Source organism: Salinicola salarius (assembly GCF_003206135.1).
GTDB lineage: Bacteria > Pseudomonadota > Gammaproteobacteria > Pseudomonadales > Halomonadaceae > Salinicola > Salinicola salarius.
In genome coordinates this window covers 153,873-169,460 of the sequence record NZ_PZJT01000009.1, presented here as the reverse complement: position 1 = coordinate 169,460, position 15,588 = coordinate 153,873, and the positions used below count along the sequence as shown (strand labels likewise).

Genomic DNA, 15,588 nt, shown 5'->3' with positions numbered 1-15,588 from the left:
GGTCATTTATGATTCGAATTTCTGCCGATCACTGGTTACTGGCATTGCGAACGGTGCTGGCCGTCTGGCTGGCACTGTTTTTGTCGATGCGCCTCGATCTCTACCAGCCTGCCTGGTCGGTGCTGGCGGTGATGATCGTGACGCTGCAGCCGGTCATGTTCACCGGCGGCACGCCGCCGATCGGCATCATCATCGGTCGCAGCGTGGCGCGCCTGTTCGGCACGCTGTTCGGCGCTATCGTCGGCCTGGTGCTGATCGCGCTGTTCGGCCAGCAGCCCATGCTCTACCTACTGTTTGCCGGCGCGTGGCTGGCCTTCTGCATGTACTGGGTCATGCTCGAGCCGGACGAGCACATCGGCTACGTGATGATGCTCAGCGGCTACACTGCCACGCTGGTGTCGCTCACCGCGATCGGCACCGGTATCGATAACATCTGGTCCGTCGCTCAGGGGCGCTTCAGCGAAACGGCATTGGGTATCGGCTGCGGGCTGCTGATGCATGTGGTCATCGCGCCGAGATTCGGCAGCCGCGCCCTGCCGGGTGCGCTTTCCCGGTTTCTCTCGCAGGCCGCTACCGAAACGCTGACGACGCTCGCCGAACCTCGCTCTCGCGCCAGTCGCGATGCCCAGTTGAAAGTGCTGCTCGGGCATTACCAGCAGTTCGAGACGCTGCGCGGGCTGACACGGCTGGAAACCCGTCGCCTGAGCCATTTCATTCCGGCGCTGGATCGGTTTGCCAGCGATGGTCTGGCGCTGATCACCGCCGTTCGCGAACTGGAAACGGCGCTGGACTATCTGCGCGCCTGTGACGACGGCGAGCGCTGGCTGGCCGAGCTGAGCCGGCAGGCGCGGCCGCTGCTGACAGCGATCGAGGCCGAGCCGGAGGGTACGCCCTCCGAGCGCCAGTTGCTGGCGGATTTCGAGTGGGACGAAGCGACGGTGGAGCCACGCACCCGCGCCCGTGCGGAGCTGGTCCGCCAGCGCCTGGGCGAAGTCCTCGGGCTTTTGCAGCATGGTCGCCGGCTACGTAACGCGCTCAACGATCCGACCTCGGCGAAGGTCAAGACGTTGCCCCGCGAGCGCCGCTCCCGCGCCGCGCACAACGAACACTTCGTCGCCCGCTTCAACGCCTTTCGCGTATTCATCGCCTTCGAGCTGCTGGGTCAGGTCTGGGTTCATAGCGGCTGGCATTCGGGCTATCTCGCCATGATGCTGCTTGGCGTCTTCATCATGCTGTTCGCCAAGGCGCCCAACCCGGCCGCCATCGTCAATCAATTCCTGTGGGGGTCGATCGCCGCGGTCATCCTGGGCGGGGTTCTGCTGTTTCTGGTGTTACCGGTGATCAACGGGTTCCCGCTACTGGCGATCGCCATCGGCATCCCGGTCGCCATCGGCACACTGATGACGCCGCACCCCCGCTGGTCGCTGATGGGAATGGCCGGCGCCATCACCATGATGACGCTGCTCAACCTGCATTCGACCTATACGTTTTCGCCCTCGAGCTACATCAACGGCGGGCTGGCTTCGATCATCGGGACCATTGCCGCCATGATTACCTACTCGCTGTTTCGCCAGCGCTCGCCCGGCGAACGCATCGAGACGCTGATGGCCGCCTACTGGCGCGGCCTGAGCCGGCTGCTGCGGGAGAAATCGCTGCCCAATCGCGCCCGCCTGGAGAGCCGTCTCTACGACCGTCTGGGCCGGCTGGTCGCGCTGGGTGGCAGCGATCGCTCGGTCAGCGAGGCGATCGACCTGCATGCCTTGGCACTGTGCGTGTGGCGAATCCGGCGTCTGCGCGAGGCACTCGGCCCCCACCGCGCGGAGATCGAAGCCTGGCTCGGCGACATCGGCACTCGCGTGGTGTCGCGCCGCCATCACGATCCGGCCGTCTGGCACGAGCTGGCTGACGAGGCCATTGCCTGGGTCGAACGGCTCTATCATGAAACCCGCCTGCCGATCGCCAGCATCGGCGAGATCGCCATGCTGGGGCATCTGATGCGAGAAGCGCCGGGCGTGGTACTCGAGGCCCGCGCGGACGAAGAACACGATGCGTCCAGGGCAACCACCGGAGACACTCGACATGCTGGCTGAATGGTCGTTCCTGGGGTTTCTGATACCGCCGCTGACGGTGCCGGTATTGCTGGCTCTCGGGCTCTATCTGATCCTGCGGCGCGTGTTCGTGCGTCTCGGGCTCTATCACTGGTTCTGGCAACCGGTACTGCTGGATATCGCGATTTACGCTTTGCTGTTGTGGTCGGTACTCGCCCTGACGGGCTCGCTGCCGATCGCTGGATGAGGAAAAGACCTTCATGAATTGGCCTACCGGACTCCGCAAGACCCTGCGGCTAGTGTTGACCATCGTTCTGGTCATCGCCGCGATCGTTGCCGTTGCCCAGATCTGGGATCACTACATGCACGACCCATGGACGCGCGACGGCCGGGTTCGTGCCGATGTGGTCAACCTCGGCACCGATGTCGCCGGCCTCGTCGACGATCTCGAGGTACACGACAACCAGCTGGTGCACAAAGGCGATGTGCTGTTCACCATCGACCAGCAGCGTTACCAGCTGGCGCTGGACGAAGCCAGGGCCAACCTCAATCAGCTGGAGCAGCAGCGCAACGAAGCACAGGCGGCCAACAGCCGGCGCCAGCGGCTGAAGAATTACGTCTCCCAGGAAGACAAGGACAACGCCCGCTTTGCGCTGACCACGGCACAGGCCGCCGTCGAGCAGGCGAAAGTCGAGGTCAACCAGGCCAAGCTGGACCTGGAGCGCGCCACCGTGCGTGCGCCGGTCGACGGCTATGTCACCAACCTGCTGCTGCGCCCGGGCCAGTACGTGACCGTGGGCACCAATGCCATGACCCTGGTGGATGCCGAAAGCTTCTACGTGCTGGGCTATTTCGAGGAGACCAAGCTCGACAGCATCGATGTCGGCGCGCCCGTTCGGGTCCAGCTGCTCTCCAGCGACGAGCCCATCTGGGGGCATGTCGACAGCTTCGCTCGCGGTATCAGCGACAGCAGCCTGAGCAGTCAGGCCAACGGCCTTGCCTCGGTCAACGCCTCGTTCGACTGGGTGCGTCTCTCCCAGCGGATTCCCGTTCGCATCGCGCTGGACGAGATCCCCGAAGGCACCAAGCTCTCCGCCGGCCTCACCGCCACCGTCTACCTCGAGAGCGACCGCCAGGGCCGCGAAGAGGCGCCCGACTGGTGGAAGCCGATTCGCCAGTGGTGGGAAGGATTGATCAGTATCTGAGCCCATACGAAAACGCCCCGACGATCGCTCGTCGGGGCGCGGGCAGCGGAATAAACGCTGTTCAATCGAAGGCCATTCACGCGAAGGCCGTTCAATCGAAGTCGTTCACTCGAAGTCGTTCACTCGAAGTAGCTGAAGGTCTCGCCGGGCTTGATGTCGAGCAGGGTGTGGTAGATCAGCTCGATCACGTTCTCGACATCCTGCTTGTGGACCATCTCGACGGTGGTATGCATGTAGCGCAGCGGCAGCGAGATCAGCGCCGAAGCGACGCCGGAATTGCTGTAGGCGAAGGCATCGGTATCGGTGCCGGTGGCCCGCGAACGCGGCAGGCGCTGGAACGGGATCTTCTGCTCGGTAGCGACCTTGATCAGGCGCTCGCGCAGCTTGTTCTGGATCGCCGGGGCGTAGCAGATCACCGGGCCGTCGCCGATCTTGTTGGCGCCTTCGCGCTTGGGCTCGATCATCGGCGTCGAGGTGTCGTGGCTGACATCGGTAACGATGGCGACGTTGGGATTCAGGCGCTCGGCGATCATCTCCGCGCCGCGCAGGCCCACTTCTTCTTGCACCGCGTTGACGATATACAGGCCGAAGTCGAGCTTCTGCTTGCGCGCCTTCAGCAGCCGCGCCACTTCCGCGATCATGAAGCCGCCGATACGGTTGTCGATGGCGCGGCAGACCAGCTTGTCGCCGTTGAGCACGAAGAATTCGTCGGGATAGGTGATCACGCAGCCGACGTGAACGCCGAGCGCCTCGACCTCATCCCTGGTACTGCAGCCGACGTCGATGAAGATGTTGTCGAGCTCCGGCGGCTTCTCCTTCGGCCCCTGGCGGCGGGTGTGGATCGCCGGCCAGCCGAACACGCCCGGCACGATGCCATTGTCGGTATGGATGTTGACGCGCTTGGAAGGCGCGATCTGATGGTCGCTGCCGCCGTTGCGGATGACGTAGATCAGGCCGTTGTCGGTGATGTAGTTGACGTACCAGGAGATCTCGTCGGCGTGGCCTTCGATCACCACCTTGTACTCGGCGTCCGGATTGATCACGCCGACGGCGGTGCCGTAGGTATCGGTGATGAACTCGTCCACGTACGGGCGCAGGTACTCCATCCACAGCTTCTGGCCTTCCCACTCGTAGCCGGTCGGCGAGGCGTTGTTGAGATAGCGCTCCAGAAACGTCATCGCATCCGCGTTCAGCGGCGCTGCGCCACGCTTGGTCGTCTTGGTATTCTTGGGCGTTTTATCAGCGCTTTTGCTCATCTCGAGCTCCTTGTTTCAGGCAATGTGTTTCCGCTAATAGTCAGCCAGCTTAACAGGCACCACTCGCCAACGCTGCTCTTCGCATCCCCGAGGCCGGCTCTCGTTTCCTGTTTTCCGCTTCCCCGTCGCTCGAAGCCCGAAGCCCGAAGCCCGAAGCCCGAAGCCCGAAGCCCGAAATCAGAGAATCATCGCCGCGATCCAGCCGAAGATCAGCAGCGGCACGTTGTAGTGCAGGAAGGTCGGCACCACGCTGTCCCAGATATGGTCGTGCTGGCCGTCGGCATTGAGCCCGGCGGTCGGCCCCAGGGTGGAATCCGAGGCCGGCGAGCCGGCATCGCCCAGCGCTGCCGCCGTGCCGACGAGCGCAACGGTCGCCAGCGGCGAGAAGCCGAAGCTCAGCGCCAGCGGCACGTAGAGCGAGGCGATGATCGGAATGGTCGAGAACGACGAGCCGATCCCCATGGTGATGAACAGGCCCACGAGCAGCATGATCAGTGCGGCCAGGCCCTTGTGATCGCCGATCATCGCCGCGGAGCTGGTCACGAGGCTATCCACCGCGCCGGTCGCCTGCATCACGCCGGCGAAACCGGCCGCCGCGATCATGATGAAGCCGACCTGCGCCATCATCCGCATGCCTTCGGTAAACACGTCATCCTGCTCCCGCCAGCGGAACACGCCGCTCAGCGACAGCAGCGCGAAGCCGAACAGCCCGCCCACCACCATCGAATCCGTCAACAGCTGGACGACCAGGGTGCCGACCAACGACGCAGCCAGCACGATCTTCTGCCAGCCGCGAAGGGGGCGATCAGCGCCGGCCGACGCGGGCTCCTCGCTGTCCTGCTGGCCTACCAGCGCCCGGTCTTCGTAGGTGCGCTGGCGGCGATAGCTGAAAAAGACAGCAATGAGCAGGCCCAACGCCATGCCACCGATCGGGATCGCCATCGCCAGCGGCACCTGGGCCGCCTCGACCTGCAGGCCGAATTCCGCACCGCTGGTGTTGAGATTATTGAGCAGAATGTCGTTGAGAAAGATCGCGCCGAACCCGACCGGCAGCAGCATGTAGGGCGCCGTGATCCCGAAGGTAATGACGCAGGCCACCGCACGGCGATCCAGCCGGAGCCGATTCATCAGTGTCAGCAGCGGCGGCACCAGGATCGGAATGAAGGCGATGTGGACGGGAATCAGGTTCTGCGAGCTGATCGCCGCCAGCAGCAGGCAACCCAGCAGCGCCAGTACCACGCGGTGCTGGCGCTGGCCGGAGCCCTCGAGATGAAATCGCTGAACGGCGCGGCGGGCCAGCGCCTGGGTGATGCCGGAGCGTGACAGTGCTACCGCGAACGCCCCCAGCACCGCGTAGGAGATCGCCACCGTCGCCCCATTGCCCAGCCCGCCATTGAAGGCATCGAGAATCCCGCTCAGCGGCATGCCGGCATACAACCCGCCCACGAGCGCCGCGACGATCAGCGCAAACACGACCGAGACCCGCGCCAGACTCAACGTGACCATTATCAGAATGGCCAGCACCACAGCATTCATGCATCGCCCCATTTCAAACCGTGAATCGTGCCTGCCGAGCGCAGCCGGCAGACGAAGCCGCCGATGATATCGACCCAGTCGGCGAACGCCAGAAAAATTCCGGAAGCGAGGCCCGGCCGATAGCGGAACTCATGGTTACCCAGCTCACTCTTGATTACAAAACGACGCCAATGTCGGCGAACGTGCTAACAAAAAACCTCATTCAATTTCCGGCTGACCCCGCTTAAGCTGAACTGACCATAATGATCGACGCCACAAGCGTCGGCTGGAGTGGCCCCACGTGACGACATCGACGTCGGGGTGCCCTCGGGGTGATTGAAGGGGCTGATTCAGCCACTGAGAGGTAACCGTCATGACTCGACCGACCCAACGACACGCCACACGCCTGCCGACCGTCCTCATCGCCATCGGCGCTACCCTGCCGCTCGCTGCGGAAGCCTATGTGGGCCCGGGCGCGGGGCTGAGCCTGCTGACCGCGCTGTGGGGCATCATCGCCGCGATCGGCATGGCGCTGTTCTTCGTCATCATGTGGCCGATCCGGCGCATGCGGCGCCGACGCAAGGCCGAAGCCGCCGCCTCGGCGGAGAGCGGCGGGGCCGAGAATAGTACCTTCGAGACTGGCACCGCCGAGAGCGGTACGAGCACGGCCCAAGCCCGCACCGCCCAGGATCCGGAGTCGCCACCGACCACCGCCCGCGTCGAGGAGAGTCAGCGCGGAGCGTCTCACGTCGGGCATCGCTCCTAGCGGCGTCACGCCTTGGCAATATCATCTCTTGAATACCCATAAAACGGGCCGGCAAGGCGTCGTCGCCGTCGGCCCGCCTCTTCCAGAATGCCTGGGATTAGAAGCCTGAGTTGAGAAGCCTGGATTCAAATGCCCGCGTTACGCGCTCGTCATCCTGCCGGGGCATTCTGCTCCCCGGCAGCGATTGACGCGCGGACGATGGGCCAGTGTCAGGAGGACACATGGGATTACTGGATCTGCCGGATCCGATCTTCGCCGCCATCGATGGCGGGATGAAAAGCGTCCTGCCCGCCACGCTGCGGCTGGTGGTATGGGCGGCGATCGCCGGTGTCGGCACGCTGTTCCTGTATCGGCTGGTGTCACCGCAAGGCAGGATCGCCAATGCCAAACGGGAAGCGCGCACGGCGCGCAGGCGACTCAATGACTTCGATGGGGAATTCAGCGATGCCGGCCCGCTGATTCGCGACCAGTTCATCAGCGCCTTTCGGCATCTCGGGCTGGTGTTTCTGCCCACGCTCGTCTCGATCCTGCCGCTGTTGGCGCTACTGACCTGGCTGGAAAGCCACTACGCCCACGCACTGCCGGCCGAGGGTGAGACGCCCTCCGTGCAAGTGACTCCGCAAAACAGCGACGCCCCCTACGACGCGCAATGGGTTCGGGAAGACGGCGGCTTGCGAGTGATCGTCAGCGACGGCAGCAGCGAGCTGGCCAACGTTGCCATGACCGCTCCCATTCCGGTGATCGAAAAGCGCCAGTGGTGGAACTGGCTGGCTGCCAACCCGCTGGGCTATCTGCCGGCGGAGAGCCCCATCGAGCGGGTCGCCTTCGACCTGCCCCAACCCGAATATCTGCCGTTCGGGCCGGGCTGGATGCGCCACTGGCTCGTCATTTTCTTCCCGGTCATGACGATCGTGTCTCTTCTCACTTATCGTTGGGCGAAAATCGAATGAGCACCTCGGGTTCCGACAATTCGACCTCCCGGCCGGTCGAATCCCGCAACGCAGGTACCGGCAACGCAGGCACCAGCCCGGCCGCCAGCGGCAAGGTCAGCGATCCCGGCTTCGTGGTGCCCGGCTGGATGCACTGGCTGGGGGGCTGGATTCACCGCAAGCCCGGCACCTGGATCAAGCTCGGCAACCTGGAAACGCGAGCCGTGCAGGATGCGATCGCCGACAAGCACGTCGACCGTCCCGTCTACGTCGCCGGGCTCGCCCGCTCCGGTACGACCATTCTGCTTGAGCATCTCGCCTCCCACCCCGCCGTGGCGACTCACCGCTACGTCGATTTTCCGCCGCTGCTGACGCCCTACTGGTGGAATCGCTGGCTCGCGCTGGTGCCCCTGACTCAAAAAAAAGAGCAGGAGCAGGCCCAGGAACGCGCCCACAAGGACGGCATCGAGGTGACCTCGCAGAGCCCGGAGGCGTTCGAGGAGATGCTATGGATGGCGTTCTTTCCCGAGACCCACGATCCGACCCAGAGCTCGGTGAAAGGGCGCCATGCCGAGCATCCCGCCTTCGAGCGCTTCTACGACGAACATATCCGCAAGCTGCTTGCGGTGCGCAAGCGCCAGCGCTACGTCGCCAAGGGCAACTATAACCTGGTGCGACTGGGCTATCTGCATCGGCTCTATCCGCAGGCGAAGTTCGTGCTGGTGATTCGCGACCCGGTCTGGCACATCGCCTCGCTGATGAAGCAGCAGGCGCTGTTCGTGGCCGGCGAGACCAGCGAGCCACGCGCGCTGGAGCACATGCGACGGGTGGGACACTACGAGTTCGGTCTCGATCGGCGGGCAATCAACGTGGGTAACGACGAGGAAACCCGGCGCATCACCGCGCTGTGGGAAGCCGGCAACGAAATCGAGGGATGGGCGCGCTACTGGGCCGCCATCTATGCTCACCTCGCCGATACGCTGAACGAGGATCCCGAGCTGCGCAAGGCGTGTCTCATCGTGCGCTACGAAGATCTCTGCGGCACGCCTCGCGAGAGCCTGCAGGCGGTTTTCGACCATGCCGAGCTCGAACTCGAGCCGCAAGCGCTGGCGGAAGCCGCCAGCGGCCTGCACGCACCGACCTACTACAAGCCCAGGTTCAGCGATGCGGAAGTGGCGATGATCGCCGAGATCACCGGCCCGGTCGCGGCGCGGTTCGGGTACTAGTGACGGGCTTCGGCTTGCGCCGGCTTCGGCGCTTGAAAAGCGGCATCGGGCTAAAAGCCTACGACCGACGCAGGCTCGTGTTGCGGTGAAAGTAGCGCTAACGACACCTGAAAGAAACGGGGCGGCCAGATGGCCGCCCCGTTGATTCCTGCAGATTTTCGTCTGATCTAGCTTGCCGGATGCGCCGGATAATTCCTCTCCTCCGGCGGCGTCGGGAAATACTGGAAGAGCCAGGTCTCGCTCACCGTCTTGCCGTCGGCGAGCAGGTTCAGGCGCATGTTGATCGGGTCGGTGGACTCGCTGGTCGGGTACCAGTCGAACTGGATACGGAAACCCTCGATCTCCTTGACCCACAGGATATCGAGCTGCTTGACGTCGCCTTCCGGCACGTCGAGCTGGGTCTTGATATCGATGTCGTTGTCGTAGAAGTGCTTGAGCTCGCCGCCGACGAAATCCACCGCGATGCGCCGGGCCCAGACTTTCGGGTAGTGCTCTCCCGGCGCCCAACCCTCGGGGAAGCCGCCGATGCCGGTGAACGTCTTGCGGACTCGCGCCAGCTCGGGCTTCACCGGCGGCTGTGCGCTCCAGTAGAGCTTGTAGCCGTAATTGAGCTCCTGCCCCGGCTCGATCGCCTTTTCCGGCTTCCAGAACGCGACCACGTTATCCATGGTCTCACCGGTGGTAGGAATCTCCAGCATCTGGATCTCGCCCTTGCCCCACTGCCCCTTCGGCTCGACCCACAGGCTGGGGCGCTTGTGGTAGTTGGCGACGATGTCCTCGTAGCTCTTGAAGTCGTGATCGGTCTGCAGCAGCCCGAACCCCTTGGGATTGTCGTCGCCGAAGGTGTTGAACTGGACCCGCGGCGGATTGTTGAGCGGCCGGCAGACCCACTCGCCGTTGCCGAGCCACATCGACAGCCGGTCGGAGTCGTGAATCTGCGGGTGGAAGGTCAGGCACATGTCGCGCTGCTGGGTGCCGCAGCTGAACATGCTGGTCATCGGCGTGATGCCGAGCTGGGCGATCGACTCGCGCGGATAGAGGTGCTTGTCGATGTCCATCACCACGCGCTCCTCCTCGCAGTGAATGACGAAGCGATAGGCACCGGCCAGGCTCGGCGAATCGAGCAGCGCATAGGCGGTGAAGGTCGTCGAACCCGGCTTGGGCGTCTCGAACCAGAAGCGGGTGAACGCCGGGAATTCCTCGGTCTTGCCGTCGGTATAGGTGTTGACCGCCACGCCGCGTGCCGACAGGCCGTACTGATAGGTGTCGTCGACGGCCCGGAAGTAGCTGGCACCGAGGAAGGAGACGATGTCCCGCTCGGTCAGCGACGGCTCCTTGAACACGCGGAATCCGGCGAAGCCGAGATCGCTCTGCCCCTCGAGCTGGGAGACATCGACACCGGCCCTGGCGTATTCGAACAGGTCGGGGCGGAAGTGGATCTCCTTGGCCTGCTGGGTCTGCGGGTCGATGGAGTACATCCGGACCGGCTGGTTGAACCCCATGCCGACATGGAAGAACTGGATGTCCAGCGGGCCATTCATGCTATTCCACAACGAATGGTCGGGATCGTAGCCGATGGCGTTGTAGTTCTGCGGCGTGAGATTGGCCAGGGTCGGCGGCAGTTTCTCGACGTTGCTCTGATACGCCTTGGCGGCCAGATCGCGGGCGAAGCCCTGCAGCCAGTCGAAACTGAAAGCCGCCGCCTCGCCGTCGGCGATATCGCTAGTGGCACGCGCCGCCGCAAATAGTGGCGCCGAGGGCAGGCCGTACCAGGCAGCCAGGGCAATCGCGCTTTTCAGCACACTTCTACGATCCATGAACACCCCTTCCTTTGTGTGTCGGCAGTCGAATTGGCAGCATACCCGATCATCGCGAATCGGGCTGCACCGAAGAGAATCGTTCATCAGACGCCCTCGCGCCGAGCAGGTTCCCCTGGCCGAATCGCGACTCACCTCGTGACGGCCGAGCCAACCTCCACCCCACCCTTGGTGGCATCGTCGACGAGTGCATGGCGTGCTAACGTCTGCCGTATCGGGACGCCCTGATCCCCCTGCCGATATCGAGAGGTTTCGTGAAACGTCGCTACTCCTCCCACTATGCGTGGCGCCGCGCGCAGAGCATCGATGAACTCGCCTGGATGGCGCCCGGCCTTCGCCTGGGAGTACGTCCACGGTGGTTCCGAGGACGAAACCACGCTCGGCGACAACCGTCGCGCCTTTGCCGCCTGGGGCTGGCAGCCGCGCACGCTGGTCGATGTCGAGGCCAGAGACAGCCGCACCCGGCTGGTGGATAGCCCTGCCGAACTGCCGTTGGCCATCGCTCCCACCGGCTACAACGGCATGCTGTGGCGGGATGGCGATATCGCCCTGGCACGGGCCGCGGCCAGTCGCGGCATTCCTTTCACGCTCAGCACAGTCTCCTGTGCCAGCCTGGAAACCCTCGCCGCCGCCGTGCCGGACGCGCGGCTGTGGTTTCAGCTCTATGTCCTGGACGACGAAGCGGTGCGCAACGATATGCTCGAACGCGCCAGGAACGTCGGCGTCGAGACGCTGATGGTGACGACGGACACCGTGGTGCTGGGGCGTCGCGAATGGGATTCGCGCAGCTATCTCAACCCCCGGCGACTGGCGTGGCCTTACCTGCTGAATGCCGGCCTGCATCCGCAATGGGTCTATCGCGCGCTCTGGCCTCAGGGGCTGCCGACGCTGGGCAATCTGGTGAAGTATCTGCCCAAGGAACAGCAGAGCGCGGGCAGCGCCGCCGGCTATATCAACCAGCGCATGACGCGCCGGCTGACCTGGGAAGTGCTGGCCGATATCCGCGAGCGCTGGCCCGGCAAGCTGTTGATCAAGGGGATTCTCAACGCCGAGGATGCACTCGAGGCCAAGCGCATCGGCGCCGACGGCGTGGTCGTCACCAACCACGGCGGGCGCCAGCTCGACGGCGCGCCGGCAACGCTGGATGCACTGCCCGAAGTCGTCGACGCAGTGGGGAATTCGATGCACGTGCTGCTGGATAGCGGCATCCGTCGCGGCAGCGACATCGCCAAGGCGGTGGTGCTGGGGGCGGAAGGCGTGCTGTGCGGGCGCGCCACCCTCTACGGCCTCGCGCTGGGCGGAGAGGCCGGCGCGGCTCATGCCATCGACCTGCTCAAGGACCAGCTACACAACCTGATGGCCCAGCTCGGCCGGCCCACCCTCGCCCAGCTCGATGCCAGTTGTCTGCGGCGCTCTCCTTATGCGTCGAGCCGAGTCGATGCACCCCAACGCCCGAGCGACGCCCTGACGGGTGGGGAGACGCCGGGGGACGTGCCTTGAAGCTGCCGCACCCCACTAGCCGTGGACGGATTCGCGTAGCGGCGTCGCCTCGTCCGGCCCCGCCGTCGTTTCGCCCCAATGCCGGCACTTGCTGGTCTGGCCGATACCGGGGTTGAAGGCGTTGCAAGGGTCGAGCTCGCGGTAGAAATTGGCCAGCGCCGGCTTGGCCTTATAGAGATGCCCGACGTTGTGCTCGGCGGGGTACTCGGCGCCGCGGGCATCCAGCAGTTCCCACAAGCGATGCTCCAGCGTGAGACAGTCGGTGCCCTTGGCGACGATGTAGTCCTGATGCAGCACGTGGCAGAGAAAGTGGCCGTAGTAGAGCTTCTTGATCATCGGCCGCTCGACGTCCTCCGGTAGCGTCTCAAACCAGTCGCGCTCGCTGCGCTTCAAGGCAATATCCAGTGCGACAATATCCTCCACCGTGTCGCGATGCATGATGCGATAGCGCACCGCAGCGCCGGCAGCGGCGAAGCGGTGCAGGAACGCCTTGGCGCCCTCGTCCGCCGTGCATTCGAAGAAATCACCTTCGAAACGTTCAAAGTGTTCTCTTAGCAAAGCCCGCGTCGATTCCACGCTCTCGCCGGAGACCTTGAGCATCAGATGATGTTCGAAGCGCTCCCGATACTCGGTCAGCCGCGCGGGCAGGTGTGACGGGAAGAGTTGGCTCAGCCGCTGTAGCAGCCGGTCGGACATGTTGGCCGGAAGCTTCAGTCGATCGCAGAAGCCGTCGATCCGGTTCTTGAGTGCGAAGAATCGTGGCAGCCGCCCGGTGCCCAGCGCGCGAATGGTCAGGAAAGTGTCCTTGCCGTATTTCTCGGCGACGTCGAACGCCTCCCGGTGCATATACTCGCCGGCGATCGGTAACGTCTCGGACTCGGCGAGAATACACCGACGCAGCTCGGTCAGCGCGCCGGTATCGTTGGTGCCCAGGTAGAACACCTTGGCTTCCTGCTCCTGCGGAAAGGTATCAAGGCGCAGCGCGAAGACCATCAGCTTGCCGGCGGAACCGGCAGCTTCATGTAGCCTTCGCGGATCGGCATTGAAGCGTGCCGGGGTCTCGGCATCGATCTCACGTACGTGATCGATGTAGTCCGGATCGGAGGCCGCCGCATCTATATGCGAGACGTCCTGCGGGCGGTAATCGCCGCGCTCCAGGCGGGACAGAATCGTTTCCGGACCGTCGCCAAGACTGACACCCAGATGATTGACCAGTTGCAACCGACCGCCGGCATCGAGCCGGGCATGAATCGACAGCTCGGTATAGGCCGGGCCGCGCTTGACCAGCGATCCGCCGGAGTTGTTACAGACACCGCCAAAGACCGACGCGCCGAGGCACGAGGAGCCGATCACCGAGTGCGGCTCGCGGCCCAGCGGGGCGAGCCGTTTCTCTAGCTGGTCCAGCGTGGCGCCGGGCAGGCAGATCACTTGCCGGCCTTCATCGATCACCTGCAGTTTATTGAGCCGCAGCGTGCTGACGATGACGATCTCGCGGTCGTAGTCGTCCCCGTCCGGCGTCGAGCCGCCGGTCAGGCCAGTATTGGCCGCCTGAGTGATGACGATGCGATCGCTCTCGATACACGCTTTCAGGACGCGCCACTGCTCGACCAGCGAGCCGGGCTTGACCACGGCAACAACCGAGCCGCCACCGAAACGAAATCCGTTACGATAGCGCCGCGTACCGACCTCGCTGGTGATCACGTGGCGCGGACCGACGATATCGGTCAGGTGCTCGATGAAATGCCGACGCTCGGCCGGGTTCTGCTGCACGCTCATGGGCACTTTCCTTGATGGGCGATGGCCCCTTGCTGGGCGGTTATCGATCCCGATAGCAGATCACTGGCCCAGCCCCTTGGACAGCGAGGGCTGGACGACCTCGATCCAGTAACCGTCCGGGTCCTTGACGAAGATCACGTTCTTCATCTTGCCTTGGTCCGAGCGTTTCTTGAACTCGACATTATTGACATCGAACCAGCGCTCGGCGGCGGCCAGATCCGGCACCGCGAAGCAGATGTGGCCGAAGCCCTGCGGTTCGGCATTGCCGTCGTGATAGGAAAGCTCGGGATCGTCCTCGCTACCCCAGTTGTGGGTCAACTCCAGCACGCCCTTCTGCGAGAAGGTATAGGCCGTGCGCTCACCGTCGTCCGCTGGGATCGTGCCCTCGTCGTCGACCCGCGCCAGAAAGTAGAGCGTGAATTGCATCTCCGGGAAGTCGAGCTTGCGCAGCAGACGCATGCCGAACACGCGGGTGTAGAACGAAAGCGACCGTTCTGGCTCCTTGGCGCGCAGCATGGTGTGATTGAGCACGAAGCCCTCGGTCTCGCGCGGCGCGGGCTCGACACCGGGGACCCGGTCTTCGCTGATGGAAACGTCTTCGCTGATGGGCATGGGGACTCCAGAATCGAAACTGAATGCAGGGAAAAATATCGTGAACGTACAGATGAGGGCGGCATCCACCGGTCACAAGCAAGCTGGACCGCCCTTCAGTCGGGGTGGGGTTACGAGAACTGTATCCCCCCATCAATCATCACCGACTGTCCGGTCATGTAGTCCGAATCCGGCGAGGCAAGATAGGAGACGTAGCTCGCAACGTCTTCCGGCACCGAGACACGCCCCAGCGCAATTGCGCCCGAGTAGGTCTTGAGCGCCTCGCCCTTCTGCCAACCTTCCTCGGCGGCGAGCTTTTCGTCGATCAGCTCCCACATGTCGGTGCCGACGATACCCGGACAGTAGGCATTGACGGTAATGCCGTGCTTGGCCCATTCCATGGCGGCGGCCTGAGTCAGCCCGCGCACGCCCCACTTGGAGGCCGAATACGGTCCCAGCAGCGCGAACGGGCGATAGGCGACGATCGAGGCCGCGCCGATGATCTTGCCGCCGTTGCCCTGCTGGATCATCTGCTTGGCGGCGGTCTGATAACACAGGAAGACCCCACGCAGGTTGACCGACATCACCTTGTCCCAGTCGTCGGCGTCGAGCTCCAGCAACGACTGCACGTGGGCGATACCGGCGTTGGCGATCATCACGTCCAGCGAGCCGAGATCGGCAACCGTCTGGGTCACCATGTCCTCGACTTCGCCCTGGTTGGAGACATCGGCGATCGCCACCGAACTCTTGCGGCCCTTGTCGCGGATCTCGCCGGCGAGCCCCTCCAGCGCCGAACGATTGGCGGCAATATCGTTGACCGCGACGTTGTGACCGTCTTCCGCCAATCGCAGCGCGATGGCGCGCCCGATACCGCGGGCGGCGCCGGTCACCAGTACGTTGCGGGGGTTCTGCTGAGACTTCGTAGTATTAGCCATGTCGTTTCTCCTGTTCCTTCTGGT

At 64.0% G+C, this 15,588-nt stretch carries 13 protein-coding genes; 7 read left to right on the top strand and 6 right to left on the bottom strand.

From position 1 onward, the window contains the following. The first annotated feature begins 8 nt into the window (after positions 1-8). The 3 genes from DOM32_RS10415 to DOM32_RS10405 are packed head-to-tail and all read left to right on the top strand — an operon-like array spanning position 9 to position 3,253. The gene (locus DOM32_RS10415; protein ID WP_110634107.1) at positions 9-2,090 is read left to right on the top strand and encodes an FUSC family protein; all 2,082 of its coding nucleotides are present in this window, start codon (positions 9-11) and stop codon (positions 2,088-2,090) included. After that, the gene (locus DOM32_RS10410; RefSeq protein WP_071230866.1) at positions 2,080-2,295 is read left to right on the top strand and encodes a DUF1656 domain-containing protein; all 216 of its coding nucleotides are present in this window, start codon (positions 2,080-2,082) and stop codon (positions 2,293-2,295) included. The genes DOM32_RS10415 and DOM32_RS10410 overlap by 11 nt, the downstream gene beginning before the upstream one ends. A 13-nt stretch (positions 2,296-2,308) precedes the next feature. Beyond that, entirely contained in the window at positions 2,309-3,253 is a 945-nt protein-coding gene (locus tag DOM32_RS10405) for an efflux RND transporter periplasmic adaptor subunit (RefSeq protein ID WP_110634104.1), read from the top strand. Positions 3,254-3,372: 119 nt separating this feature from the next. Here DOM32_RS10405 and DOM32_RS10400 read toward each other — a convergent pair whose 3' ends face one another. Together DOM32_RS10400 and DOM32_RS10395 are read right to left on the bottom strand one after the other, a co-directional pair. Next, positions 3,373-4,509 (bottom strand): M42 family metallopeptidase, encoded by a 1,137-nt coding sequence (locus DOM32_RS10400; protein WP_208625365.1) that lies wholly within the window; start codon positions 4,507-4,509, stop codon positions 3,373-3,375. A gap of 177 nt (positions 4,510-4,686) precedes the next feature. Further along, entirely contained in the window at positions 4,687-6,045 is a 1,359-nt protein-coding gene (locus DOM32_RS10395; protein WP_110634101.1) for a Na+/H+ antiporter family protein, read from the bottom strand. A 352-nt stretch (positions 6,046-6,397) separates the two neighbouring features. On the opposite strand from DOM32_RS10395, the gene DOM32_RS17920 reads away from it, so the two are divergent. From DOM32_RS17920 to DOM32_RS10380, 3 genes are all read left to right on the top strand, one after another. After that, the gene (locus DOM32_RS17920) at positions 6,398-6,790 is read left to right on the top strand and encodes a hypothetical protein (protein ID WP_208625364.1); all 393 of its coding nucleotides are present in this window, start codon (positions 6,398-6,400) and stop codon (positions 6,788-6,790) included. 221 nt (positions 6,791-7,011) lie between these two features. Further along, on the top strand, positions 7,012-7,740 hold the full coding sequence (locus DOM32_RS10385) for a hypothetical protein (RefSeq protein ID WP_110634097.1): 729 nt from the start codon (positions 7,012-7,014) through the stop codon (positions 7,738-7,740). Beyond that, a complete protein-coding gene (locus tag DOM32_RS10380) occupies positions 7,737-8,945 on the top strand; it encodes a sulfotransferase family protein (RefSeq protein WP_208625363.1) in 1,209 nt (402 codons plus the stop codon). The genes DOM32_RS10385 and DOM32_RS10380 overlap by 4 nt, the downstream gene beginning before the upstream one ends. 167 nt (positions 8,946-9,112) lie before the next feature. Here DOM32_RS10380 and DOM32_RS10375 read toward each other — a convergent pair whose 3' ends face one another. Beyond that, positions 9,113-10,762: an OpgD/OpgG family glucan biosynthesis protein gene (locus tag DOM32_RS10375; protein ID WP_110634094.1), complete on the bottom strand. Its 1,650-nt coding sequence runs from the start codon at positions 10,760-10,762 to the stop codon at positions 9,113-9,115. A 306-nt stretch (positions 10,763-11,068) separates the two neighbouring features. On the opposite strand from DOM32_RS10375, the gene DOM32_RS10370 reads away from it, so the two are divergent. Beyond that, positions 11,069-12,262 carry an alpha-hydroxy acid oxidase gene (locus DOM32_RS10370; protein WP_208625362.1) on the top strand — a complete coding sequence of 398 codons (1,194 nt, stop codon included), beginning with the start codon at positions 11,069-11,071 and terminating at the stop codon, positions 12,260-12,262. Between the two features lie 15 nt (positions 12,263-12,277). Here DOM32_RS10370 and dld read toward each other — a convergent pair whose 3' ends face one another. From dld to DOM32_RS10355, 3 genes are all read right to left on the bottom strand, one after another. Continuing rightward, positions 12,278-14,038: a D-lactate dehydrogenase gene (dld, locus tag DOM32_RS10365; protein ID WP_087718536.1), complete on the bottom strand. Its 1,761-nt coding sequence runs from the start codon at positions 14,036-14,038 to the stop codon at positions 12,278-12,280. A gap of 60 nt (positions 14,039-14,098) precedes the next feature. Then, complete coding sequence (gloA, locus tag DOM32_RS10360; RefSeq protein ID WP_087718537.1) at positions 14,099-14,650, bottom strand: lactoylglutathione lyase; 552 nt, start codon at positions 14,648-14,650, stop codon at positions 14,099-14,101. A 110-nt stretch (positions 14,651-14,760) separates the two neighbouring features. Further along, positions 14,761-15,564: an SDR family NAD(P)-dependent oxidoreductase gene (locus DOM32_RS10355; RefSeq protein WP_087718538.1), complete on the bottom strand. Its 804-nt coding sequence runs from the start codon at positions 15,562-15,564 to the stop codon at positions 14,761-14,763. Positions 15,565-15,588: the final 24 nt, after the last annotated feature.

Bases quoted from the DNA above. Each gene is read 5' to 3' on its own strand.
- DOM32_RS10385 (WP_110634097.1), top strand. From the start codon at position 7,012: ATGGGATTACTGGATCTGCCGGATCCGATCTTCGCCGCCATCGATGGC.
- DOM32_RS10375 (WP_110634094.1), bottom strand. From the start codon at position 10,762: ATGGATCGTAGAAGTGTGCTGAAAAGCGCGATTGCCCTGGCTGCCTGG.
- DOM32_RS10355 (WP_087718538.1), bottom strand. From the start codon at position 15,564: ATGGCTAATACTACGAAGTCTCAGCAGAACCCCCGCAACGTACTGGTG.
- gloA (WP_087718537.1), bottom strand. From the start codon at position 14,650: ATGCCCATCAGCGAAGACGTTTCCATCAGCGAAGACCGGGTCCCCGGT.
- DOM32_RS10370 (WP_208625362.1), top strand. From the start codon at position 11,069: ATGAACTCGCCTGGATGGCGCCCGGCCTTCGCCTGGGAGTACGTCCAC.
- DOM32_RS17920 (WP_208625364.1), top strand. From the start codon at position 6,398: ATGACTCGACCGACCCAACGACACGCCACACGCCTGCCGACCGTCCTC.
- DOM32_RS10395 (WP_110634101.1), bottom strand. From the start codon at position 6,045: ATGAATGCTGTGGTGCTGGCCATTCTGATAATGGTCACGTTGAGTCTG.
- DOM32_RS10415 (WP_110634107.1), top strand. From the start codon at position 9: ATGATTCGAATTTCTGCCGATCACTGGTTACTGGCATTGCGAACGGTG.
- dld (WP_087718536.1), bottom strand. From the start codon at position 14,038: ATGAGCGTGCAGCAGAACCCGGCCGAGCGTCGGCATTTCATCGAGCAC.
- DOM32_RS10405 (WP_110634104.1), top strand. From the start codon at position 2,309: ATGAATTGGCCTACCGGACTCCGCAAGACCCTGCGGCTAGTGTTGACC.
- DOM32_RS10380 (WP_208625363.1), top strand. From the start codon at position 7,737: ATGAGCACCTCGGGTTCCGACAATTCGACCTCCCGGCCGGTCGAATCC.
- DOM32_RS10400 (WP_208625365.1), bottom strand. From the start codon at position 4,509: ATGAGCAAAAGCGCTGATAAAACGCCCAAGAATACCAAGACGACCAAG.
- DOM32_RS10410 (WP_071230866.1), top strand. From the start codon at position 2,080: ATGCTGGCTGAATGGTCGTTCCTGGGGTTTCTGATACCGCCGCTGACG.